Genomic DNA, 25284 nt, shown 5'->3' on the forward strand with positions numbered 1-25284 from the left:
ACAATTTTTGTAAATCCGTGATTAAACCATTAATATTTTTGGCTATTTTCGTATATATTGTTGCTTTTAATACCGCAACCTGAATACACTCTGCGTCCTGAGGGGTGACCGGTGAGCCCCCTCGTCGCTAGCGCTCCTGCGGGGTCTCACTTTGCTCACACATCCCTCGGGAGTCTCCGTGTATTCAGGCTACTAGAATTCTCATTCTCAATTAATTCATCTGAAAAAACAACTAACTTTTAGAAATCAGCCATATTTTTTAATACTCATCTTCCCTAAATCCATAGTCTCGTAATTGGGACATTTTATTTCGCCAATCCTTCTGTACCTTTACCCACAGCTCGAGATAGACCTTTGAACCTAGTAAAGCTTCAATATCACCTCGTGCACGTTTTCCTATTTCTTTTAACATGCTTCCTTGTTTACCAATGATAATTCCTTTTTGCGAATCACGTTCTACAATAATCGTTGCACCTACATATACAGTATCTCCGTCGCCTCTTTTTTCCATCGAATCCATCACAACAGCAATTGAGTGTGGAATTTCTTCTCTTGTTAAATGCAGAGCTTTCTCTCTAATCAATTCTGTCACTATAAAACGCTCTGGATGATCTGTCACCTGATCTGCCGGATAGTACTGTGGACCAGCAGGCAAATACTCTTTAATCTGTTCAACTAAAGTCGGTAGATTATTTCCTTCAAGCGCAGAAATCGGAACAATTTCTTTGAACGGATACAAACTATTGTACTTTTCGATTAAAGGCAACAATTGATCTGGATGAACCTTATCAATCTTATTTATCACTAGAAATACAGGCGTAGAAGTGTTTTGTAATCGCTCAATGATAAATTCATCGCCTTTACCGTATCCTTCCTCTGCATTAATCATAAATAAGATGAGATCCACTTCTTTTAAGGTATTTTGTGCTACCTTCATCATGAAATCACCAAGCTTATGCTTCGGTTTGTGTATCCCTGGTGTATCAATAAAGACGATTTGAGCGTGATTCTCTGTATATACCCCTTGAACCTTATTACGTGTTGTTTGCGGCTTATCACTCATAATCGCAATTTTTTGGCCAATTACTTTATTTAAAAATGTTGATTTTCCCACATTCGGTCTTCCAATAATGGAAACGAAACCTGATTTATATTCTTGTTTACTCATTTAAATCCCTCGCAGAAAAAGCACCTGGTAGTAGATCTCGAACTGTAATCTCCTGCACATCGCCTTTAAGATTTGTTAAATACACTGACATATCTTCTGGACAGAACTCAGCTATTACTTGACGACAAGCACCACAAGGCGATACAGGACCATCAGTATCTGCAACAACGGCAAGAGCCGTAAAAGCCTTATCTCCTTCAGAAATCGCTTTGAAAAAAGCCGTTCTTTCAGCGCAATTTGTCATACTATAAGCTGCATTTTCAATATTACAGCCATGGTATACTTTGCCATCATTTGTTAAAAGTGCAGCACCTACCTGAAATTTTGAATATGGAACATAAGCCATTTCTCTTGCTTGTTTTGCTTCTTTAATTAATTCATCGATTTTCACTACGAATTCTTCCTTTCTTATGTCCCATCCATTTAAAAGGTCTACTATTAGTTTACCTAAAAATGAATGAGAATTCATGCTTTCAAACCATTTGTAATATAATTGTAAGAATTTTCTTTAAATTATGTATCAGGAATTCCATTGCTTCAACAACAAATGGAATCCCTTAAGACTCAAAACCATTTCTCAACATAAGGATAAAAAATGAGAATGCCTACAATAACAGCTATGATTGCGAAAACAAACACAGCTGCTGCTGAAATATCCTTCACAATTTTTGCTAACGGATGATATTCCATTGTGACTAGATCAACAAGTCTTTCTATCGCTGTATTGATTAATTCAAGAACAATCATTCCACCAATTACAATTGTTAAAATCGCCCAGTCAAGAAGCGAAAGCTTAAAGCAAATTCCAACTATAATAACGACGACTGCTATGACTAGATGGATTTGTAAATTCCGTTCTTTTATAATAGCATTCTTTAATCCATTGATCGCATATGAAAAACTATTCCATAATCTAGACCATTCATTTACGTTATTATCTCGTGAGTCCATACGCATCTAATATTTCCTTTTGTTTTGAAAACATCACAGTTTCTTCTTCTGGCGTTTCATGATCATACCCTAGCAAATGTAAGAAACCATGAACAGTCAAAAAGCCTAATTCTCGATCAAAAGAGTGTCCATATTCAAGAGACTGCTCTTTTGTTCGAGGGATAGATATAATGATATCTCCCAAGATTCTAGGCAAATCTTCTCCTTGTATTTCAATTTCACCTTCTCCAAGCTCTTCCATAGCAAATGAAATCACATCGGTCGGTTGATCCTTGTCACGGTACTCACGATTTATTTCTTGTATTCTGTTGTTATCAACAAATGTAATCGATAGCTCTGACCCTGAATTTACTTGTTCAATCTCTGCTGCTACACTGAGAAGCTCTTCTAATAATCTAAATTGAGCCTCTGTCAACTCACCAGTCTCATCAATAAAATCAATTTCTAATCTCATGCTTCTTTCACCTTCTGTCCGTTCGAATCTGGATATTCAATTCTAGAATGGAAGAAGCCATGCAACGTCTCGCATAGAGATTTCGCCACAATATCAAGCTCTTTTAAGGTGATATCACATTCATTAAATTGGCCATCCTGAAGTCGATCTGAAATGATACTCGATACTAATGATTTAATTTTTTCAGGTGTCGGATTTGGTAATGATCTTACCGCTGCCTCCACACTATCAGCGATTCCAATAATCGCTGATTCTTTTGTTTGAGCTTTAGGGCCAGGATATCGATATTCTGACTCACTTATTTCTTTTTCACTATTTTCTTTCGCTTTGAAATAGAAATACTTTAATAATGTTGTTCCATGATGCTGTTCTGCAATATCTATAAATTCCTTTGGCATTTTATGCTTTCGTAAATATTCTGCCCCATCAGTTGCATGTGAAATAATAATATTCTTACTTAACTGTGGTGCAATCTTATCATGAGGATTTTCAATATTCATTTGGTTCTCAATAAAAAACTGTGGACGCTTAGTTTTACCAATATCATGATAATAGGATGCAACTCGAGCTAATAAACCATTCGCCCCAATTGCTTCACAAGCTGAATCAGCAAGATTTGCTACCATTACACTATGATGATACGTACCAGGTGTTTCAGTCAAAATCTTGCGCAGAAGCGGGTGGTTCGGATTTGAAAGCTCGATTAGTCTCATAGTTGATAGGATGCCAAACCCAGCTTCAAAAAATGGTAATAATCCAATTGTTAAAACAGCTGCTATAATTCCTGCAACTACAGCCATAATAAGATAAAAACCAATCTCTAATTCAGTATAATTTCCATTTTTTAATAATAAAATGGAAGCAATGACAATAATATTAACAAAGGATATAAATAGGCCTGCTTGAAGGATTTTTCCTCTTCGATTGTATTTACTTAAAAATAATACACCTGCAAGACTTGAGACTAAATAGTACATTCCCACTGAAAAATTAAATGTACCTGTAATTCCTTCGTTAAAAATAATACTTCCACAAATCGCAAAGGTGATACTAGAAACAATTGCGACACGTTCATTGATTAAAAGTCTAACTAGTAAAGGTCCCATTGCCACTGGGACAATGTAGCCTATCTCAGAGTAATCAATTTGTTGGAATAAGCTAATTGTCTTCATCAACACAAGAGATACTGAAAAGATTATTCCAAAGATGAGTATATACGAATTTCGATTACGCTTTTGGGGTACTTCATCATGGAAGTAAAAGACAAAAGCAGTAATAAGCAGAAGAATTAATAACACTAAACCAATAAATGGTTGGAACGCATTACCACTATTTAAAAATCCTAATAAGTCCAACTGACGGTATATTTCCTTAGTGATTAAATCTCCTTCTTCAACAATGATTTGACCTTGAAGGATTCTGACTGGTTCCACGGCATCTCTTGCTTGTCGTTTCTTTTCCTCTGTGGCTTCAGTATCAAAAAAGACATTTTGTATCACTGCATATTTTGCTAATTCCGTAATTCCTTTTTTTACTTCTACATCAACATTCGCATACATTAGTTCTTTATCAACATTGTTTTTTGCATTTTCAATTTCATTTGCAGGGATTCTAGTGTTCATAATATTATTTACAGCAGTAACTGTCGAATCCTTTGCTCGTGAAAGTTGCTCTGGCGAGGCCTCTAATAGCACAGTAAATACAGAGGTTGATAGAGCTCCTATGATATCAGTTGGAAGTTTTGTGTTTAATAATTCAAGTTTCTTTTCTAATGATACTCTTTTGGGCTCTTCACCACGTTCTTCTTCTGAAGTTTCTTCCCAAATCTGAAGCTTCTTCGTATAATCTTCACTAGACTCTTCATTCACTTCTGAAACTGATTCAAAAATCGACGTGACTAGATCGACACGGTTAGCAGCATAATCAGTATTTAGAGTGTACACATCCTCAACTTGATCTTCTGCTTCTTTTTGTTTCTTTTCTGTACTAGCTCTATCTTCAATTGTATATGGTGAGCGTATCGTCTGTTCTGAGATTTTAAATAGCTCGAGATTTAATTTTTCTGGTTTTACACTGCTAAACATCGAACTAAACATGATTGCACCAATAAGAATATATACAATTAAAGGAAGAAACTTAAACCCTTTAGCATTTGATAAGAAAGTAGTAAACGATTTTTTAAACGACATGACTTCACCTTCCTTTACATAAAGCAACTAAACCTGCCTATAACTTCATTATAGGCTATCTTTACCAAAAAGTTATCGTTTTCTTGTAAAGTTTTTATATATCATAAACCAAAAAGACCCATACGTGTGGGTCTTATTGATTGGTTCCCTTTTCATATGCTTGTATGATACTTGCTACTAACGGATGTCGTACTACATCAGATTGATCTAAGAAATTAAATGATATTCCTTTGATGTTTTTTAAGATTTCAGTAGCAGCACTTAGTCCAGATTTAATTCCTTTTGGTAAATCAACCTGAGAAATATCACCTGTTATCACCATTTTTGAGCCGAATCCTAATCGGGTTAAGAACATCTTCATTTGAGCAGGAGTTGTGTTTTGGGCTTCATCCAAAATGACAAAAGCATCATCCAATGTCCGTCCTCTCATATAAGCAAGAGGAGCAATTTCAATCGTGCCACGTTCGATCATTCTTTCAGTGTGCTCCGTCCCTAATACATCATGTAGTGCATCATATAAAGGGCGAAGATATGGGTCAACTTTCTCTTTTAAATCTCCAGGTAAAAAACCTAAGCTTTCACCAGCTTCTACTGCCGGTCTAGTAAGAATAATTTTCTTAACTTGGCCATTTTTCAGTGCTGTTACAGCCATGACAACGGCTATATATGTTTTTCCAGTTCCTGCAGGTCCAATCCCAAACACTAAATCCTTCGATTTAATTGAGCTCACATATTGACGCTGTCCTAATGTTTTTGCTCTAATTGATTTCCCTTTTGCAGTTTTTGCAATTTCTTCATCGTAAAGGTGCTCAAACGAATCCAACTTGCCAACTTTCGCCATTTCAATCGCGTAAATAACATCTCGCTCACTTATTGCTACGCCTTTACGAATAACGATCAGGAGGTAATTAAGAACATCCTCAACGACCTTAACATCCTGTTGATCGCCTGAGACATTTAAATTTTCGCCTCTTGTGACAATCGAAACTTTTAATTCTTCTTCAATTCTTTTTAAGTGTACATCATTATTACCAAAGAGAGCGATTGCCTCATTTGGGTTATCAATTTGTTGCTTCATCATAATTAACTCTTCTGACATCCTTTAGTCTCCTTGAACTAATGGTATCGTTGTTACGATATTTTCGATAACATTATAATATATTTCCATTTTTACTTTACCATTGTTAGTAGTTTGGCGCAAAACTTTTTCACCAATTATTTCCGCATCATCGTCCAAACCTTTTTCTAATTTTGTTTTCCCATATTCTTTTCCAGCTGCTATTGCTTCTTTCTCAGTATATTCTCGAATCTTTTCTTCTTTTTCACGTATTGTTACATGCTTATACCCTATTGGTAAACTCCATTTCATAAACTTAATTGAATGATCATTTGTTTCTGTTACAAAATCTTTATACTCATGTTTTCCAAATCCCCAAATTGGTATAGATAAAGAACCTATTTGAAGGTAGTGTTTGGTTTTATTATTGCCGGTAAACACATTTAATTTCGTTGAAAGTTCTACCACTACATCAGACTTGTACCAAGTTTCACCAAAAATTTTGGCTCTAGCCGGAACATACTGTGGCTTTTCTCCATCTGTTCCAATCTCCCCAGATACAAGAATCTGTCCTTTATTAACGTAATCATTTACTTTAACAAGTGGTGTTCCTTGTTCAACAAAGATATCTGTAATAACAGCTTTTTTTGTTGAAACAATGTGACGTGGACTAAATGACTCAGGAGCTTCAGGTTGATTTTTCTCGACCACTTGAAAATGATAGGTCGTCCCTCTTAACTCCACACCCACCCACGTAATTTGATCAATATTATCTGTTAAATGACGTTGAATATCCTCAACATTTTCTAATGTGAACTGCATTTTCCCTTTTTCAATCCCCATCTTCTCCAATTCCTTCTTAACCAAATGCTCTGTATCAGGCTTGGCCCCTTTTATCTCAATCCCCCAAACCATGTTTGAGAGAATGATGATAAGAGCAAAAAAGAGCACAGCTCCTATCGCAAATCCACTGTTTAAGATGGATTTTCTCATTAAAAAAGGTAACCCTTTTTTATCTAGGAAGCTGAGTTTACATTCACTTCTTCTTATGATTGGTCTGACTTTGCGAATATCCTTTAAATGAATGTAAAAAGTAAGTGATTCTGTTCCAAGTTTCCTTACATTCCAAATATCAATCTTCTCACGAACACATTCGTTGAGAAAGCGTTCAAGTCCTCTTCCTGTTACCTTCACTTGAACACTACCTGAAAAAAAGTTAATCCATTCGTTTTTCATGTAAATCCTCCTACAAGCTAATTATCGATATATATAACGTTATTTATCTTTCCTTCTAGCATGATTTCTTCAGGCAGGATAGTCTTAATGACAAATGCTTCTCCTTTAATCAGAAGTTGTCCTTGTTTTAATAACAGACGCACTTCTTTATCTGTGAAGGTCAGTAGTCCTCTGTGGTTTTCAATGTATATATGCAATTGACCTATCATTGTAATCCTTGGTAGATCCATCATCACATCAGCGGGTAGTTCCATCTTGGACGTGATCCAACTTTTCATTTGATGTCTCCATTTTTTTGCCATAAAAAAGAACCCCCTTTCAACTCATATTTATGAGAAAAAGGAGGTTCATAGAACAATGTTTATATATTTGCCTTAGTTTTTATCAAGGACCTATAGTTAGCTATCGTCTATTTAATTGACGACTACTTGAAAGTGATCTTTTAGCCCTTGGTGGACCTAAAATTTCAGCCCAAACAACACCCTGTAAGGCTTGTTTCTTCGATAAAGACAATCGGCTTGTTTGGGTACTCTTTCGTTGTACTTGAGTTGATGCCTTTGGTTTCAAACGATCTGATACGGCCTCATGTCTGCTAGTTTCTTTTAGACGTTCATATCGGTCCATCATTTCTTGACTTTCTACTCGATGTTCAACAATTGGTGCTGGTTGTTCTTTCGGAGTAGGCTTTGGCTGTTGTGCCTCTTGTTCTTCTTTGAAGGCTTCTTCAATTTGTTGAAAGATATCCTTCAACTGAGTTCTTCCTTCACCTTGATTTGATTCAGGTCCAGTACGTCTACTTTCTTTATTTGGAGCCTGTTCAGTATCAGGCTTGCGTCTAAGGAAGTTAAAAATAGCTCCAAGAATCAGGACAACAAAAAAGAGATTACCCATTATAAATTCAATTAAATCTCCAATAATATCCACGAGAACGATAAACCTCCTTTCAAGGTCGAGGTTTAAATGATGAGGGGAATCACACCCCCCATCTATTATTATTCTTTATCTTCTTTATCGTCAGAAATGTTACTAATAGAATCCCTCATATCTGTGTCAGCTTCGATATTCTTTAGATTCAAGTAATCCATGACACCAATATTACCAGATTTAAGGGCTTGAGCCATCGCTAATGGTACTTCAGCTTCTGCTTCAACAACCTTCGCTCTCATTTCTTCTACACGAGCGCGCATTTCTTGTTCTTGTGCAACAGCCATAGCACGACGCTCTTCCGCCTTAGCTTGTGCGATCTTCTTATCAGCTTCAGCTTGGTCTGTTTGAAGCACAGCACCAATATTTTTACCGATGTCAATATCCGCAATATCAATTGAGAGAATTTCAAATGCAGTACCTGCATCTAATCCCTTTGCTAATACAGTTTGAGAAATCATATCTGGATTTTCTAATACCTTCTTATGGTCAATCTGTGAACCAATCGTACTTACAATCCCTTCACCAACACGTGCGATAACTGTTTCTTCCCCAGCACCCCCGACAAGTCGGTCAATGTTTGCTCGAACAGTGATACGTGCTTTTGCTTTTACTTCAATCCCGTCCATCGCAACACCGGCAATAAATGGTGTTTCAATAACCTTTGGATTTACACTCATTTGAACCGCTTCAAGAACATCACGACCAGCAAGATCGATAGCTGCCGCTCTTTCAAAAGTTAATTCAATGTTTGCACGTTGTGCAGCAATTAATGCGTTAACTACTCTATCTACATTACCACCTGCAAGATAATGGCTCTCCAGTTGGTTTGTGTTAACATTTAAACCTGCTTTTACTGCCTTAATTAATGGATTAACAACACGACTTGGGATTACACGACGTAACCTCATCCCAATTAATGTGAAGATACTAACTCTTACACCTGCTGCTAATGCTGAAATCCACAGCATGACCGGAACAAATGTAAAGAAGACAGCAATGACAATGATTGCCAAACCTACTAGTAATAATGTAATAATCGCTTCTGGTCCTATCATTTTTCTTTTTCCTCCTTAAAACTATTATGATTCTACTGCTTCTCTAACTACAATACGTGTACCTTCTGTTTTTACAACAACAATTTTCTTGTTCTTTTCAATATACCCACCTTCTGTGACTACATCAATTCGTTCATTGTTGATTAAAGCAGTTCCCGAAGGTCTTAGTGTTGTAAGTGCAAAGCCTTCTGCCCCTAGTAACTCGACACGACTAACATTAGAGATATATCCACTTTCAGTGTTTGTTGAATCACTTAGAACAATTTTTCGTAGTATTCTCATTCGTTTTCCAAACACTTTAAATAGAATGATGGAAACAACCATTGTGATTCCAAGAGCTATTAATAACGAAATAGCCATATGACCAATATCGTCTGTTGCAAAAAACATACTTGCAATAATCGCACCAAGACCTATAAATCCAAGTATTCCGCCTGGTACGACAAACTCTAATAGGATGAGCACAATCCCAGCAACAAACAAAATTAGTGATTCCATCCCGGCAAGACCTGCTACCATATGACCAAAGAAGAATAATACAAGTGCTGATGCTCCCATAATCCCTGGAATACCAAAGCCAGGTGAATAGAGCTCTAACACAAGTCCAAGACTTCCAATTGATAATAAAATCGGCACTACGACAGGATGAGTAATAAATCTAGCAAGCTTTTCAGCAAAGCTAACTTCCATTACTTCAACGGCTGCATTCTCAAAGCCTAGTTGAGATATTAATTGCGCGCGGCTATCAGCAATACCTTCTGCATATCCAACACTAAGTGCTTGATCAGCTGTTAAGGTTAACAGCTTACCCTTTGGTGCATCCACATCAGGAAGGTCAATTTCTTTATCTGCCATCGCTAACGCATATTCTACATTTCTATTATTATGCTCAGCTGCTGTTCTCATTGCAGCTAACCATGCAGAGGTTGACTTATCATCTGCAGCATTTCCATCTCCAGTAATAACCGTTGCTGCACCCATTCGTCCATTACTTGTCATATAAATCTCATCTGCATTAAGAGCAATATATGCCCCTGCTGAAAGAGCATCTGTATGGATAAATGCAACGATCGGTGTTTCAGAATCACGTATTCGTTTCCCAATATCAGTTGCTGCATCAACAGCTCCACCTGGTGTATGGATTTCTAAAATGATCAGGCTGGCATTGTTATCCTCTGCTTCAGTTATTGAACGATCTAAGAAAGCATACAATCCTTTTTCTACCGCATTTTCTACTGGAATTACGTAGACGAGTTCACCATTAGAATTCGTCTGTGCTTTTTGTGGTACGAATGCTAGTATTAATGCAGAAAAAATTAAAAAGAGATAAAAAGACAGAATTCCTCGTCTATATTTTTGTCTAAATTTCATTTTGTTTGCCATCATTCCTTCCCCCCTTCTACATCTATTTAAGTATATTGTTTTCCGTTTATGTAAAGTAATACGAATGAGTTTTCGTTTGGTTTCATTTTTTTTAAAAAAAATATAAAATAATAGTGTTTTAACTATTCGCATTAATGTATTTTAGATAGTTAGTATTGTAATAAAAAAACACCTTACAGTGTAAGGTGTTTTTTTATGAAAGCTGCTGAAGTACAATTTTATTAACAAGTGTCCCATCCGCTTTTCCTTTAACCTTAGGCATGATGGCTCCCATTACTTTACCCATTTCAGCTTTTGATGAAGCGTTCACTTCTGCAATTGTTTCTTTCACAATTTGCACAATTTCTTCTTCACTTAACTGTTTAGGCATGTACACTTCTAAAATTTCAATTTCAGACTGAATTTTATTAACAAGGTCTTCTCGACCGGCGCTATTAAATTCTTGGAGGGAATCCTTACGTTGTTTTAATTCACGAGTTAGGACAGTTAATTCTTGATCTCCGGATAACTCTTGGCCAATCTTAATCTGTTCATTTTGAATAGATGATTTAACCATCCGAATCACAGAAAGTTTGTCTTTTTCTTTATTCTTCATCGCTTGTTTCATATCATGGTTCAAACGCTCAAGAAGACTCATAAACTACACCCTCTTATTAGAATTTGCGCTTTCTTGCTGCCTCAGACTTCTTTTTACGCTTTACGCTAGGCTTTTCATAGAATTCGCGCTTTCTTGCTTCTTGTATAGTACCAGACTTTGATACCGTACGTTTGAAGCGGCGAAGAGCGTCTTCAAGCGACTCGTTTTTACGAACGACCGTTTTTGACATTCTATTTCCCTCCCTCCAAAACAACCACTAAACGTCTTAATAAACATGTTTGATAACCTTAATATTATCTTCATTTATTCTTTTGAAATAAAAATAAACATGTACTTTGCAATTATAATATAACAGTAATCTCTGGTCAACCGTATTTATATGAAACAATTCATAAACCTATATATTTTTTTATAAAAATAATGTGTTTAATTGTGCCCTCTGTAAATTTCTTTGGCATGTATTCTTTGCCTTGTCCATACAATTGTCTTAGGACAAGATTTTTAAAGAGGTGGACGGTGAAATAATGTTAGAGATAATCTCCTTATTTGCAGTATATATTGCTATCTTTATTTTTGGCATGACCGTTATGAGGACAGGTTTATATAATTTGTCACAAGAAAAAGTAAAGGTATGGTTGATCTCTTTTACTGATAATCCTATAAAAGGACTAATTACAGGAACGATTATAACTGCAATTATTCAAAGTAGTTCAGCTGTCATGGTTTTAGTTGTTGGCTTAATTGCTACAGGGTACTTGACCTTCAAACAATCTATCGGGATTATTCTAGGAACAAATATTGGAACAACCTTTACAACTGAATTGATTACAATTGATATTTATGAAGCTATCATCCCTTTTCTTATTATAGGTTTCTTATGCTTGTTTATTCGACATCAACAAGTCTTTAGTTTTGGAGCTCTGTTATTTGGCTTAGGATGTTTATTTGTTTCAATGAATGGGTTTGAACAGCTAGCGCATCCTTTGTCACTCTTCCCTTCCATTCATTCATTTTTCCAATATACTAATGATCATGGACTAATTGGTATTGGACTAGGCACTCTTCTAACAGCAATTATTCAATCAAGTAGCGCAACAACAGGTATCATCATGGGATTTATGAATGAACATTTATTATCTTTACATGCTGGAATAGCGATTATTTTAGGTGCGAATATTGGAACATGTATCACTGCTTTTTTAGCGAGTCTTGGTTCAACCCATGAGGCTAAGCTTGCAGCTTACGCTCATATTTGGATTAATATTATTGGTGTTGCTTTATTTTATCCTTTTATAAAAAGTTTAGGTGCAGTAGCAGTGATGATGACATCTGTACCAGATATTCAATTAGCTCATGTAAGTTTAATATTTAATGTCCTGACTTCATTAATTGCATTACCTTTTTCTGGACTATTAGCAACATTTATTATAAGATTCCATCCAAAACGTGTGTAAACAAAAAAGGAATTCGACATCGCCGAATTCCTTTTTGCTCACTTTGGATTAGTAGTCTGAAGATCCAGTTAGACCATTTACAATAGCTACTCCTGCACTTGCTCCAATTCTTGTTGCGCCTGCTTCTATCATATCTTCAGCACCTTTTGTATCACGAACACCACCTGATGCTTTTACACCAATATCTGGTCCAACCGTTTTTCTCATTAGTTGAATATCTTCAATTGTTGCCCCACCAGTTGAAAAACCAGTTGATGTCTTCACATAATCAGTGCCTGCTTTAACTGCAATCTCACATGCACGTACCTTTTCTTCTTCAGTAAGAAGACTTGTTTCGATAATTACCTTTGTCAACGCTTGTCCTTTAGCAGCTTCAACTACTGCACGAATATCTCTCTCAACAAGCTCATCATTTTTGTCCTTTAATGCGCCAATATTGATGACCATATCAACCTCTGTTGCACCCTTAGCAATTGCATCTTTTGTTTCAAATGCCTTAGTTTCTGGTGTATTGGCTCCTAATGGAAAACCAATAACTGTGCAAACCTTTACATCAGTACCATTTAATAACTCCGCAGCAGTAGCTACCCAAGTTGGATTGACACATACAGATGCAAATTGATATTCCTTCGCTTCTTTACATAATTCAACAATCTGGTCTTTCGTGGTATCTGCCTTTAAAGCCGTGTGATCAATTGTTTTTGCGATTTCAGTTGGATTCATATGTATTAATACTCCTTTATAATAGGTTGAACGAACTTTTTCATCATAACATTAATAAGATGACCTAAAAAGGCCATCTATATTAAGAACTCATCTTTATTTCATCTTTCACTGCTGCGTAATCATCCATCACACGTACAAATTGTCCTTCGTTATATGGATAACCTGCCTTCGTGATTTTCACCTTCACAATCTGACCAATTAATTCTTCGGTTCCTGGGAATACGACCTTTAAGTAATTGTCTGTATACCCAATATACATTCCAGGTACAGCAACTCCATCTTGCTTGTATTCCTCTTCAGGAATCACTTCAACTACTTCGTCTTCATATCGTGATGCATATTCTTTTGCTAATTGATCTGAAAGAGCAATTAATCGATGTACTCGTTCATTTTTAACTTCTTCATCGACCTGATCTTCCATACGTGCTGCTGGAGTTCCAGTACGCTTTGAATATGGAAATACATGTAATTCCGAGAATTGATGCTTCTTGATGAATTCGTACGTTTCCATGAATTCTTCCTCTGTTTCACCTGGGAAACCTACAATAACATCAGAAGTAACAGCTAGTCCAGGAAGCGCTTCTTTAAGTCGATCTAAACGCTCACCGAAATGCTCCATTGTATATTTACGACGCATACGCTTTAAGACAGTATCAGATCCTGATTGAAGTGGGATGTGTAGATGATTTACAACCTTATTAGAATTATTCAAGACCTCAATGACTTCATCAGTAATTTGACTAGCTTCAATCGAAGAAATTCGAATACGTTTTAGCCCAGTTACTTGCTCTTCGAGATCACGAAGTAATGCAGCCAAATTATAATCCTTCATGTCTTCTCCATAGCCGCCTGTGTGAATACCAGTTAAAACAATTTCCTTGTAACCAGCATTTACTAATGATTGAGCCTGATGAACCACTTCTTTTGGATCTCTTGATCTCATTAAGCCACGAGCCCATGGAATAATACAGAACGTACAAAAGTTATTACAGCCCTCTTGGATTTTTAGAGAAGCACGTGTACGATCTGTAAATGAAGGTACATCTAACTCTTCATACAAACGAGCCTTCATGATATTACCAACAGCATTGATAGGTTGGCGTTCTATTTTGAATTGCTCAATATAATCAAGCATTTTCACACGATCCTGTGTTCCTACTACAATATCAACACCAGGAATCGCCATGATTTCAGCCGGAGAGGTTTGTGCATAACAACCAGTTACACAAATCACTGCATCTGGATTTTTTCGGATAGCACGGCGGATTACCTGGCGACTCTTTTTATCACCAGTATTTGTTACCGTACATGTATTAATGACATAAACGTCAGCAGTACTTTCAAACTCTGTACGCTCATATCCTTGTTCTTTAAAAAGCTGCCAAATAGCTTCTGTTTCATAATGATTTACTTTACACCCTAATGTATGAAACGCGACGAAAGGCATAGCTTGTCACCTCGCTAATTCTAAATGATAGGACAGTGCTGACAGCACATAAAGCGGTGCTGTTTCTGTCCTTAAAATTCTTGGTCCAAAGCTACAAGAAATAAACCCATGCTCTTGAAGCTCTTCAACCTCTTTTTCAGCAAGTCCTCCTTCAGGTCCAATTACTACCAATAAGGAATCACCTACCTTAAGCTCATTAAACATACCAGCTAAAGCAGATTTTTCTCCACGCTTTGCTGCTTCTTCATATGCAATTACTTTATAATCAAAGCCTTTGCTATATGTTATCAATTCCTTAAACCTTTTCGGTGAATGAATTGTTGGTACAACCGATCGGTGAGACTGCTCTGCTGCTTCTTTTGCAATCTTATTCCAACGTTCTACTTTTTTGGCACCCTTTTTCTCATCCCATTTCACGATGGAGCGAGCAGCAATAAAAGGGACAAACTCGTTTGCACCTAGCTCTGTCCCTTTTTGTATAACATATTCGAGTTTATCCCCTTTAGGCAACCCACTTGCTATCGAAACAGTTACTGGAATTTCAGATTGATTCTCTATCCATTCTACAACAGACGCTAAAACCGTATCATTGGTAATTTCAGTTATTTCACATGTTGCTTGCTTTCCTTTTGAATCGCAACAAATTAATTGATTCCCAACGTCCATTCGCATCACCCGAACAATGTGGTGCAAATCATCACCTTTAATTACTGCTGTTTGTTCAATAAAATCATCTATAAAATATCGTTGCACGTTTTTCACCACCTAAAGAATCACTTATAGAGAAAGATTATACTTTCTTTGCAATATAAGCAACCCAGTCCTCCATCACTAATGTCTCTTCGATTTCAAAACCAGAATCAAGCAAGCGGTCTTTCACTTCCTGCTTCTTAGTATTAATGATACCTGAGGTAATGAAGTAACCATTAGGCTTTAGAATCGCAGCTGCCTCATCTGTAAAACGAACAATGATTTCAGCTAAAATATTGGCAACAACCAAGTCAACAGGTCCTTCTACATGATCAAGTAAGTTATTTTGAGCAACGGTTACTCGGTCTTGTACTTTGTTCAGCTTTACATTCAAACGAGCACTATCCACTGCAACTGAATCAAGATCATAAGCTTTCACTGATTTCGCTTCTAACAATGCTGCTGCAATACTTAAAATCCCAGATCCTGTCCCGACGTCAACGACTGTATCACCTTTTGCAACTGTTCTTTCTAGGGCTTGGATGCACATGACTGTCGTTGGGTGAGTGCCTGTTCCAAATGCCATACCAGGATCAAGTTCAATAATTAATTCATCACTGCTTACAGGTTCATAAGTCTCCCAAGTAGGGACGATGGTGAATTTTTCAGAGATTTTCACAGGATTATAATACTTCTTCCAAGCAGTTGCCCATTCCTCTTCATTTACTTCACTAATTGTAATGCTATTAAACCCAAGGTCTATGTCAAAAAGAAGTAAGTTATTAATTGCTTCTTTGATCGCTTCAACAGTCTCACCTAGAAAACTATTTACTGGCAAATAAGCTTTAATAATAACACCTTCAACTGGATAATCATCAGGATTGAGTTGGTAGATTTCACCGAAAACTTGTTCACGTTCTTTAGTTAAGTCAAACGGGTCTTCGATAACGACACCACTAGCACCTGCTTCATGTAAAATATTTGAGATCGGCTCAACCGCTTCTTGTGTCGTATGAATACTTAGTTCAGACCACTTCATCTCTACCAACTCCAATACTGATATTTATTATTTTCAAATACACACTTATAAAAGGGATTATTCGCCTTTAAAAGCTCTTTTCACTTTTGCGAAAAAGCTATCATGCTGTTCATCCGGAGTCCCATGACCACTTAAGTCCGAGAATTCACGAATAAGTTGTTTCTGTTTTTCTGTTAATTTTGTAGGTGTTATTACTCGAACTTGAATATGTTGGTCTCCCTGTCCATACCCTCTAACATTCGGAACACCTTTGCCACGCAAACGGAATTTAGTTCCTGTTTGCGTCCCTGAAGGAATCTTTAATTTCACTTTACCATGAAGAGTTGGTACCTCTACCTCATCACCAAGAGAAGCTTGTGCAAAGGTTAACGGCATTTCACAATAAATGTCATCACCATCACGTTCGAAGAATTCATGTTCTCTTACATGGAATACAACATACAGGTCTCCGGGAGGTCCACCATTGACTCCTGGTTCCCCTTGAGATGACACTCGAAGTTGTTGTCCATCATCCACACCAGCAGGGATCTTTACATGAATTTTCTTACGCTTCTTCACTTTCCCAGTTCCTGCACAGGTTGAACACTTATGTTCAATTTTCTTACCAGTTCCATTACAATAATTACATACTCTACGATTGACAATGCGTCCAAATGGTGTGTTTTGTTCTACATTTAATTGACCACTACCATTACAATGAGAACATGTACTTGGCTTCGTACCTGGTTTAGCACCAGATCCATCACATGTTTCACATGTTTCTTCTCTAGGAATTTCAATATCGACTTCTTTCCCGAAGACTGCTTCTTCAAAGCCTAGAGTCATTGTATATTGAAGATCAGCACCCTGTCTTGGTGCATTTGGATCTCTTCTTCTTGTTCCACCACCAAAGATAGAACTAAAGATATCTTCGAATCCAAAACCGCCACCAAAATCCTGTCCACCACCAAAGCCTCCAAAGCCTTGATTTGGGTCAGTGTGACCAAATTGATCGTAATGAGCCTTTTTGTTATCATCACTTAATGTTTCATAGGCTTCTTTTACTTCTTTGAATTTATCTGCTGCATCATCAGCTTTGTTAATATCAGGATGATACTGCTTCGAAAGCTTACGATACGCTTTTTTTATCTCGTCTTTGGACGCACCTTTACTAAGCCCGAGTACTTCATAGTAATCTCTTTTACTCATTTAATACCCACTCCCGCTTCTTTCACATAAAGATTATTCTATCACTTCTTGAAATCAAAAGGCAATAACAATCCTAAGTGATTACAATAATCTTTAAACGAACCTTTTAATAAATTTTGGTCACTGTCAACTATTTTCGTTAAAAAAAGTCAAAGCCAAGACATGCCTGACTTTGACCTTTAGTCATTGTTTCAACTGATCATTTCCAGTTAATTATTTATCGTCTTTTACTTCTTCATATTCTGCGTCAACGACATCGTCTCCAGGGTTTCCACCTTGAGCATCAGCATCGCCTTGAGCTCCTTGAGCAGCCTTTGCAGCTTCTTCATAAAGCTTAACAGATAATTGTTGTACGATTTCAGAAAGTGCATCTTTCTTCGTACGAATTTCTTCTAGGTTATTGCTTTCAATCGCAGCTTTCAATGCATCTTTCGCTTCATTTGCTTTTGCAACTTCAGCTTCATCTACTTTGCCTTCAAGATCTTTTAGTGTCTTTTCCGTTTGGAAGACTAATTGATCAGCTTCATTACGAAGTTCAACTTCTTCCTTACGCGCCTTGTCAGCCTCTGCATTTTCTTCTGCTTCACGTACCATACGTTCAACTTCTTCATCAGATAGACCTGAAGATGATTTGATTGTGATGGTTTGTTCTTTATTTGTTCCAAGATCCTTCGCACGTACATTAACAATACCATTCTTATCAATATCAAATGATACTTCAATTTGAGGTACTCCACGTGGTGCTGGTGGAATGTCTGTTAATTGGAAACGACCTAATGTCTTGTTATCCGCAGCCATTTGACGCTCACCTTGAAGCACATGGATATCTACAGCTGTTTGATTATCAGCAGCTGTTGAGAACACTTGAGATTTACTTGTCGGAATCGTAGTATTACGGTCGATTAAACGAGTGAATACTCCACCCATTGTTTCAATTCCTAGTGATAATGGTGTTACGTCAAGTAATACAACATCTTTCACATCACCAGTTAATACTCCACCTTGAATTGCAGCACCAAGTGCAACAACTTCATCTGGGTTAACCCCTTTGTGTGGGTCTTTACCAGTTACATTCTTGATTGCTTCAACTACTGCAGGAATACGAGTAGATCCACCAACTAAGATAACTTTATCTAATTCACTTGCGCTAAGGCCAGCATCTTTTAATGCTTGACGAGTAGGTCCCATTGTTCTTTCAACAAGGTGTGCTGAAAGCTCATCAAATTTCGCACGAGTTAGAGTCACTTCTAAGTGAAGTGGTCCAGCTTCTCCAGCTGTGATAAATGGTAATGAAACTTGAGTACTTGTTACACCAGATAAGTCTTTTTTCGCTTTTTCTGCAGCATCTTTTAGACGTTGTAATGCCATTTTATCTTTTGATAGATCAATTCCATTTTCTTTCTTGAATTGCTCTACTAGATAATCGATGATTACTTGGTCAAAATCATCTCCACCAAGACGATTGTCACCAGCTGTTGACTTAACTTCAAATACTCCATCTCCTAGTTCAAGGATAGATACGTCAAACGTACCGCCACCTAAGTCATATACTAGGATTGTTTGATCTTCTTCAGTCTTGTCTAATCCATAAGCTAATGCAGCTGCTGTTGGCTCGTTGATAATACGTTCAACTTCTAGTCCTGCAATTTTACCTGCATCTTTTGTTGCTTGGCGTTCTGCATCATTGAAGTAAGCAGGTACAGTAATAACTGCCTTTTCAACTTTTTCACCTAAATATTCCTCAGCATATGATTTCAAATATTGTAGAATCGCCGCTGATAATTCTTGTGGAGTATACTCTTTGCCTTCAGCTTCGACTTTATAATCTGTTCCCATATGACGCTTGATTGAGATAATTGTGTTTGGGTTTGTAATTGCTTGTCTTTTTGCAACTTCCCCAACTTGGCGTTCACCATTTTTAAATGCAACTACCGATGGAGTTGTACGGTTTCCTTCAGGATTTGGGATAACTTTCGCTTCTCCGCCTTCCATAACTGCCACACAAGAGTTTGTAGTTCCTAAATCAATACCAATAATCTTACTCATTGTAAATTACCTCCTCATTCGCTTAAAAATAATTTCATGCTATGATTCATGCTATATGTAGACTACGATTGATTAACTTTAACCATTGTAGGTCTGATCACTCGATCTTTTAACTTATATCCTTTTTGGAATTCTTCAAGGACAGTATTAGGTTCAGCTTCCGCATCTTCTACCTGCATAACTGCTTGATGTAGATGTGGATCAAATGGTTTGCCAACAGACTCAATCATTTCTACACCTTCATTTGTTAGTGCATCAATAAGACTGCGATATACCATTTCCATTCCCTGCATTAATGATTTAGCACTTTCGTCCTTTGCTTCTATCTTCAACGCTCTTTCGAAGTTATCAAGCGCAGGTAAGATATCAGTCACTAAACTTTGAGCTCTATATTTTGTAGCTGCTTCTTGATCTAAGCGGATTCTTCGTTTATAGTTTTCGAAATCAGCTTGTAAGCGAACTGTACGATTTTCTGCTTCAGCCAGCTTTGCCTCAAGTTCTGCGATTTTCTCATTGGCAATGGTCAGGTCATCAGATTCGACGCTTGCTTCTTCTGCATTTTCTACTTGCACATCTTCTTGGTCAATTACTTCTACTTCTTTTTCAGCTTCTTCTTTTACAATTTGCTCTTCATTAGCCAATTCTTTCACCTCCCTTAAGGTATGGAAATTACTTATATGAAATTGATTATATGTAGTATAGAGATAATGAGTGCTTCAACATTCACTCTATACTAAATATTGCCACGCCTATTCATTTTGATACAATCTTGTTAGCACTTTTGACAAATCATTTGTAACCAAATCTAGCAGACTGACCACACGTGCATATTCCATTCTAGTAGGCCCAAGAATAGCAATTGATCCTAATTGCTCACTACCAATTGAGTACGTAGCAGTTATAAGACTACAATTTTCCATTGCACTATATTGATTTTCACGACCAATCTTAATATTGATTCCAGATTGTGGCTTTCGAAGTAGTTGATAGAAATCCTGTTTCTCTTCAATCATCATCAGAAGCGAACGGATTTTCTGAATATCATGAAATTCAGGTTGGCTTAGCATATTCGTTTTTCCACCAAAATACATTCGGTCCATCGCACTCATATTGAAAGTTCCAGTAAATGCTTGAAGCAAGCTATCATAATTGCGTATATGCATACTTAATAATGATGCAACCTCTTTAAATATCTTATCATGTAGCTCCGTCAATGGAACTCCAACTAATCGCTCATTAAGAATATTTACCATCTTCTCAATATCAGAGGGGTCGATTGAGCCCGGGAAAGTAATCGTTCGATTTTCCACATGCCCAGTATCTGTTACAATAATTGCAACTGCTGTTTCCTTATTAATAGGAATAATTTGTAGTCTCTTCACCTTATTTACCGCCATTGCAGGTCCTAATACAATTGCAGTGTAGTTAGTAAGCTCAGATAAAATCTGTGCAGATTTTTGAACTACTTTTTCTAACTCATATATACGCTCTGCGAAAATTGATCTAATTTCATTTCGATCTTTTTTTGACAGACGCTGTGGTGATAACAAGTGATCCACATAGTAACGATAACCTTTTTCTGAAGGAACTCTTCCAGATGAACTATGAGTCTTTTCAATAAAACCTAATTCCTCTAGATCTGCCATTTCATTTCGAATCGTTGCAGAGCTGAATGTAATCTCGTCTCGTTTCGACAATGTTCTAGACCCGACTGGTTGAGCACTTCGAATAAAATCATCAATAATTACTTGAAGAACTAATAGCTGACGATCTGTAAGCATGAACATCACCTCTGTTAGCACTCTTATTGTGCGAGTGCTAATTCTATAAATAAATTACCAAATTCAATTGATAATGTCAACGATTTAGATTAAACCAATAAAAGCTTGAAACACTTCATTTCCTAAGAACTTCCCTTGATGTGTAAGTCTAACAGCATCAGAAGTTTCTTCCAATAATCCCTTTGATTTCTGTTCGGTAATTTGCTCCCCAAACACATCCATCAATTCACGCTTAAACTTCAGGTGAAAGTGCTCTTTTGATACTCCAGCAGTCTTCCTTAATCCTAAGAATAATTCCTCTTCCATCATTTCATTTATAGAGACTTCATTCGTGTCGATATATGGTAAGCCTGTTTCGGCAATCTTCGTCATATATTTTTTGATTGGTCCGGCATTTGCTATTCGCTTTCCATTCACATAACTATGAGCACCTGCTCCAATCCCGTAATATTCTTCATTATTCCAATAGGTTAGATTATGCTTACTTTCATAACCAGGCTTTGCAAAATTACTTATTTCGTATTGTTTATAATTTGAACTTGTCATTGTATCCATTAAGATTTCATACATTGTTGCTTCATTCTCTTGGCTCGGTAAGCTTAAGGTACCTTTTCTCATCCTGTTATAAAACACTGTTTTGGGTTCAATGATTAATGAATATGCTGAAAAATGCTCAACCCCAAGCGTTAATGCTATATCTAATGTTTCTTGGAAATCAGCAATTGTTTGTTTTGGTAATGCATAGATTAAGTCCAAGCTCACATTTGTGAATCCTGCTTCTCGTGCCATATCTATACTTTTAAATACATCGGCTTTACGGTGGGTCCTTCCAATCGCATGTAATAATTGATCATTAAATGTTTGAACACCAAAGCTCAAGCGATTAACCCCAGCATCTTTCATTAGCTTTAACTTCTCTATACTAAGGTCTCCAGGATTTGCTTCAAATGTGAATTCAATTGAATCATCAATCGGTCCTAGGTGTTTATGAATACTTGATAAAAAGAAATCAAGCTGATGTTCGTTTAAGACTGTTGGTGTTCCTCCACCAACAAATATTGTTTTTAATTTGCTATAAGGATATGCTGCTACTGTGTTTTTCATTTCCGTGTCCATGCTAGCTAAATATTCTTCAACTGGCTGTCCTTGAAGAAACACTTTATTAAAATCACAATAGTGACAAATTTGGGAGCAGAATGGGATATGAAGATATGCGGCTTGTACGATGTTAATCACTTCTTCCATACTTATATAATAAAAGTGCCTGGTCCATTTCCATTTTAAGCAAGGGAATGTGGTACCGGGCACTTTTTTCAGGCAAAGCCTTTTTTAAAATGTGTAATCTATTACTTTTTAGTTATCATCCATTCGAAGTACAGCCATGAATGCTTCTTGTGGCACCTCGACTGATCCAACAGATTTCATACGCTTCTTACCTTCTTTTTGCTTTTCTAACAATTTACGTTTACGGGAGATATCTCCACCATAACATTTAGCAAGTACGTTCTTACGCATTGCTTTGATTGTTGAACGCGCGATAATCTTTTGACCAATTGCCGCTTGGATTGGAACTTCAAAGTGTTGTCTTGGAATCAATTCTTTCAGTTTTTCAACAATCACTTTACCACGTTCATAAGCTGAATCACGGTGGACAATGAAGGATAATGCGTCAACTGTTTCTGCATTTAATAGAATGTCCATCTTTACTAGCTTAGATGGCTTATATCCGATTAATTCATAATCAAATGAAGCATACCCCTTTGTATTTGATTTAAGCTGATCAAAGAAATCATATACGATTTCAGCTAATGGAATTTCATATACAATGCTAACACGGTTCTCATCAAGATATTGCATATCGATGAAGATTCCACGCTTTCCTTGGCAAAGCTCCATAACCGCACCAACAAAGTCGTTTGGCACCATCATTGTTGCTTTCACATAAGGTTCTTCTACACGATCAATCTTTTGAGGATCTGGCATATTTGATGGGTTATCAACCTTGAACTCTGTACCATCAGTCAAATGCACATCATAGATAACACTTGGTGCTGTTGTAATTAAGTCAATTTTGAATTCTCTCTCAATACGCTCCTGAATAATTTCCATGTGTAGTAGTCCAAGGAATCCGCAACGGAAACCAAATCCTAGAGCTTGAGATGTCTCTGGCTCAAATTGAAGTGCCGCATCATTTAATTCTAGCTTCTCTAACGCTTCACGTAGATCATTATATTTGGCATTATCAATTGGATATAGTCCACAGAATACCATTGGATTAAGTCGACGATACCCTGGTAGTGCTTCTGTTGCAGCATTTTTTGCATGTGTGATGGTATCACCCACACGAGTATCTCCAACATTTTTGATTGCTGCTGTTAAGAATCCAACATCACCAACAGTAAGTTCATTTAGCATCGCAGGCTTTGGTGTAAATACACCAACCTCTGATACTTCAAACTCTTTTCCTGTTGCCATCATTTTAATCTTGTCACCGACTTTAACAGTCCCATCAACAACTCGAATATAAGCAACTACTCCACGATATGCATCATAGATGGAGTCAAAGATTAGCGCTTTAAGTGGTGCATTAGGATCTCCTTTAGGTGCTGGTACCTTCTCTACCACTTGCTCAAGAATGTCCTCAATTCCAATCCCTGCTTTTGCAGATGCTAAGACAGCATCTGATGCATCTAAACCGATAACATCCTCAATTTCACCACGAACTCGTTCTGGATCAGCACTTGGTAAGTCAATCTTATTGATGACTGGCATAATCTCTAAGTTGTTATCTAATGCTAAATAAACATTCGCGAGCGTCTGAGCTTCAATTCCTTGTGCAGCATCAACGACAAGAACTGCACCTTCACAAGCCGCTAAGCTACGTGATACTTCATAGGTAAAGTCTACGTGTCCAGGTGTATCAATTAAGTGGAAAATATATGTTTCTCCATCTTTTGCTTTATATTGAAGCTGAACAGCGTTTAATTTAATCGTAATTCCACGCTCACGTTCTAAATCCATCGAATCAAGTAACTGATCCTTCATTTCACGCTGAGTTAAAGCACTTGTTTTTTCTAAAATACGATCTGCTAATGTAGATTTACCATGATCTATATGAGCTATAATCGAAAAATTCCGGATTTTTGATTGTCTTTTTAGTCTTTCTTCATTATTCATCATAATCACTCCTACCCATTTCGCCGAAAACATACATTGCCCTTCATTATATCAAAGAATGTCGATAAGTTACAATTGTAATTATATTTATCTTTTTTAGGATTCACAGGAATTATACTTAACATATGCCTAATATTACGTTAATCACCGCAGTCTGAATACACTCCGCATCCTGTGGGATGAGTGGTGAGCCTCCTCGTCGCACGCTCCTGCGGGGTCTCACTATTCTCACGCATCCCACGGGAGTCTTGAGTGTATTCAGGCTACTAGAAACTACTATCTACTGATAAAACTTTTTTGAAAATAGACTATATTTAAAAAAGGCAACCCATTAATAGGTTGCCCAATTGTTCTTCTATCCAATTTTATCAATTGCTTTTCCTATGCCATTAGAGAGTTCTACTAGGATTTTTTCAAATACTGCGCTTACGCCTTCTCCTAATTTCCTTCCCATTGTTGAGAATAGATTAAATGCTTCGACTTCTTCTAGCTGTTTTTGTTTTTCATCAAGGTCATGGCTTGTTACTTTTTTCCCTAAAACGGAAGCTTCTACTTGACCAGTGGTTTCTGCTGAGATTTGAAAGGCACTTTGAAGTGAAGAGTCCTCATACCCCTTCATCTTCTTCATCCCTTGATTTGCTTGCTGCATCCCAATCAAGACACCAATTAATAGTATTGAAGCTATAAAAAAGCATTTCATCATAAATTTCGCCATGGT

The 25284-nt window shown here is 36.9% G+C and carries 25 protein-coding genes; 1 reads left to right on the forward strand and 24 read right to left on the reverse strand.

Annotation, left to right across the window (positions count from 1 at the left end):
- Window positions 1-259: 259 nt before the first annotated feature.
- The 13 genes from era to rpsU all read right to left on the reverse strand — a co-directional run bounded on the left by era (window position 260) and on the right by rpsU (window position 11247).
- Window positions 260-1168: a GTPase Era gene (gene era / locus F7888_RS09355; protein WP_191778923.1), complete on the reverse strand. Its 909-nt coding sequence runs from the start codon at window positions 1166-1168 to the stop codon at window positions 260-262.
- Window positions 1161-1559, reverse strand: coding sequence for a cytidine deaminase (locus F7888_RS09360; RefSeq protein ID WP_412095990.1), 399 nt, complete (start codon window positions 1557-1559; stop codon window positions 1161-1163). Before F7888_RS09360 ends, era begins: the two co-directional genes overlap by 8 nt.
- Window positions 1560-1732: 173 nt before the next feature.
- Window positions 1733-2125: a diacylglycerol kinase family protein gene (locus F7888_RS09365; protein WP_191778925.1), complete on the reverse strand. Its 393-nt coding sequence runs from the start codon at window positions 2123-2125 to the stop codon at window positions 1733-1735.
- On the reverse strand, window positions 2103-2573 hold the full coding sequence (gene ybeY / locus F7888_RS09370) for an rRNA maturation RNase YbeY (protein ID WP_191778926.1): 471 nt from the start codon (window positions 2571-2573) through the stop codon (window positions 2103-2105). The genes F7888_RS09365 and ybeY overlap by 23 nt, the downstream gene beginning before the upstream one ends.
- Window positions 2570-4762 (reverse strand): HD family phosphohydrolase, encoded by a 2193-nt coding sequence (locus tag F7888_RS09375; RefSeq protein ID WP_191778927.1) that lies wholly within the window; start codon window positions 4760-4762, stop codon window positions 2570-2572. The genes ybeY and F7888_RS09375 overlap by 4 nt, the downstream gene beginning before the upstream one ends.
- A 133-nt stretch (window positions 4763-4895) precedes the next feature.
- Window positions 4896-5861 carry a PhoH family protein gene (locus F7888_RS09380; RefSeq protein WP_191778928.1) on the reverse strand — a complete coding sequence of 322 codons (966 nt, stop codon included), beginning with the start codon at window positions 5859-5861 and terminating at the stop codon, window positions 4896-4898.
- Between the two features lie 3 nt (window positions 5862-5864).
- Window positions 5865-7055 (reverse strand): sporulation protein YqfD, encoded by a 1191-nt coding sequence (gene yqfD / locus F7888_RS09385; RefSeq protein ID WP_191778929.1) that lies wholly within the window; start codon window positions 7053-7055, stop codon window positions 5865-5867.
- Window positions 7056-7072: 17 nt separating this feature from the next.
- On the reverse strand, window positions 7073-7357 hold the full coding sequence (gene yqfC, locus F7888_RS09390; RefSeq protein WP_191778930.1) for a sporulation protein YqfC: 285 nt from the start codon (window positions 7355-7357) through the stop codon (window positions 7073-7075).
- A gap of 100 nt (window positions 7358-7457) precedes the next feature.
- Window positions 7458-7979: a hypothetical protein gene (locus tag F7888_RS09395; RefSeq protein ID WP_191778931.1), complete on the reverse strand. Its 522-nt coding sequence runs from the start codon at window positions 7977-7979 to the stop codon at window positions 7458-7460.
- A 68-nt stretch (window positions 7980-8047) separates the two neighbouring features.
- Window positions 8048-9037 (reverse strand): flotillin-like protein FloA, encoded by a 990-nt coding sequence (gene floA, locus F7888_RS09400; RefSeq protein WP_225228700.1) that lies wholly within the window; start codon window positions 9035-9037, stop codon window positions 8048-8050.
- A gap of 24 nt (window positions 9038-9061) precedes the next feature.
- Entirely contained in the window at window positions 9062-10420 is a 1359-nt protein-coding gene (locus F7888_RS09405) for an NfeD family protein (RefSeq protein WP_225228716.1), read from the reverse strand.
- A 193-nt stretch (window positions 10421-10613) separates the two neighbouring features.
- Window positions 10614-11057, reverse strand: coding sequence for a GatB/YqeY domain-containing protein (locus F7888_RS09410; protein ID WP_191778932.1), 444 nt, complete (start codon window positions 11055-11057; stop codon window positions 10614-10616).
- Window positions 11058-11073: 16 nt separating this feature from the next.
- Complete coding sequence (gene rpsU, locus F7888_RS09415; RefSeq protein ID WP_015595024.1) at window positions 11074-11247, reverse strand: 30S ribosomal protein S21; 174 nt, start codon at window positions 11245-11247, stop codon at window positions 11074-11076.
- Between the two features lie 295 nt (window positions 11248-11542).
- On the opposite strand from rpsU, the gene F7888_RS09420 reads away from it, so the two are divergent.
- Window positions 11543-12472, forward strand: coding sequence for a Na/Pi symporter (locus F7888_RS09420; protein ID WP_191778933.1), 930 nt, complete (start codon window positions 11543-11545; stop codon window positions 12470-12472).
- Between the two features lie 48 nt (window positions 12473-12520).
- On the opposite strand, the gene deoC is transcribed toward F7888_RS09420, so the two are convergent.
- The 11 genes from deoC to F7888_RS09475 form a co-directional block, all read right to left on the reverse strand.
- On the reverse strand, window positions 12521-13195 hold the full coding sequence (gene deoC, locus F7888_RS09425) for a deoxyribose-phosphate aldolase (RefSeq protein WP_191778934.1): 675 nt from the start codon (window positions 13193-13195) through the stop codon (window positions 12521-12523).
- Window positions 13196-13277: 82 nt separating this feature from the next.
- A complete protein-coding gene (gene mtaB / locus F7888_RS09430; protein ID WP_191778935.1) occupies window positions 13278-14645 on the reverse strand; it encodes a tRNA (N(6)-L-threonylcarbamoyladenosine(37)-C(2))-methylthiotransferase MtaB in 1368 nt (455 codons plus the stop codon).
- Between the two features lie 6 nt (window positions 14646-14651).
- Window positions 14652-15398, reverse strand: a complete 747-nt coding sequence (locus F7888_RS09435; RefSeq protein WP_191778936.1) for a 16S rRNA (uracil(1498)-N(3))-methyltransferase — start codon at window positions 15396-15398, stop codon at window positions 14652-14654.
- A gap of 37 nt (window positions 15399-15435) precedes the next feature.
- On the reverse strand, window positions 15436-16374 hold the full coding sequence (gene prmA, locus F7888_RS09440; RefSeq protein WP_191778937.1) for a 50S ribosomal protein L11 methyltransferase: 939 nt from the start codon (window positions 16372-16374) through the stop codon (window positions 15436-15438).
- A 57-nt stretch (window positions 16375-16431) separates the two neighbouring features.
- Window positions 16432-17562 carry a molecular chaperone DnaJ gene (gene dnaJ / locus F7888_RS09445; protein ID WP_191778938.1) on the reverse strand — a complete coding sequence of 377 codons (1131 nt, stop codon included), beginning with the start codon at window positions 17560-17562 and terminating at the stop codon, window positions 16432-16434.
- A 213-nt stretch (window positions 17563-17775) separates the two neighbouring features.
- The gene (gene dnaK, locus F7888_RS09450; RefSeq protein ID WP_191778939.1) at window positions 17776-19608 is read right to left on the reverse strand and encodes a molecular chaperone DnaK; all 1833 of its coding nucleotides are present in this window, start codon (window positions 19606-19608) and stop codon (window positions 17776-17778) included.
- Between the two features lie 62 nt (window positions 19609-19670).
- On the reverse strand, window positions 19671-20231 hold the full coding sequence (grpE, locus tag F7888_RS09455) for a nucleotide exchange factor GrpE (RefSeq protein WP_412095991.1): 561 nt from the start codon (window positions 20229-20231) through the stop codon (window positions 19671-19673).
- A 126-nt stretch (window positions 20232-20357) separates the two neighbouring features.
- Window positions 20358-21389 (reverse strand): heat-inducible transcriptional repressor HrcA, encoded by a 1032-nt coding sequence (hrcA, locus tag F7888_RS09460; RefSeq protein WP_191778941.1) that lies wholly within the window; start codon window positions 21387-21389, stop codon window positions 20358-20360.
- A gap of 84 nt (window positions 21390-21473) precedes the next feature.
- Window positions 21474-22616 (reverse strand): radical SAM family heme chaperone HemW, encoded by a 1143-nt coding sequence (hemW, locus tag F7888_RS09465; protein WP_191779080.1) that lies wholly within the window; start codon window positions 22614-22616, stop codon window positions 21474-21476.
- A 126-nt stretch (window positions 22617-22742) separates the two neighbouring features.
- Window positions 22743-24569 (reverse strand): translation elongation factor 4, encoded by a 1827-nt coding sequence (lepA, locus tag F7888_RS09470; RefSeq protein WP_191779081.1) that lies wholly within the window; start codon window positions 24567-24569, stop codon window positions 22743-22745.
- 352 nt (window positions 24570-24921) lie between these two features.
- Window positions 24922-25281 carry a YqxA family protein gene (locus F7888_RS09475; RefSeq protein ID WP_191778942.1) on the reverse strand — a complete coding sequence of 120 codons (360 nt, stop codon included), beginning with the start codon at window positions 25279-25281 and terminating at the stop codon, window positions 24922-24924.
- Window positions 25282-25284 lie beyond the last annotated feature (3 nt).

Origin of the sequence: Litchfieldia stipae (assembly GCF_014837155.1) — a bacterium.
Lineage (GTDB): Bacteria > Bacillota > Bacilli > Bacillales > Bacillaceae_L > Litchfieldia.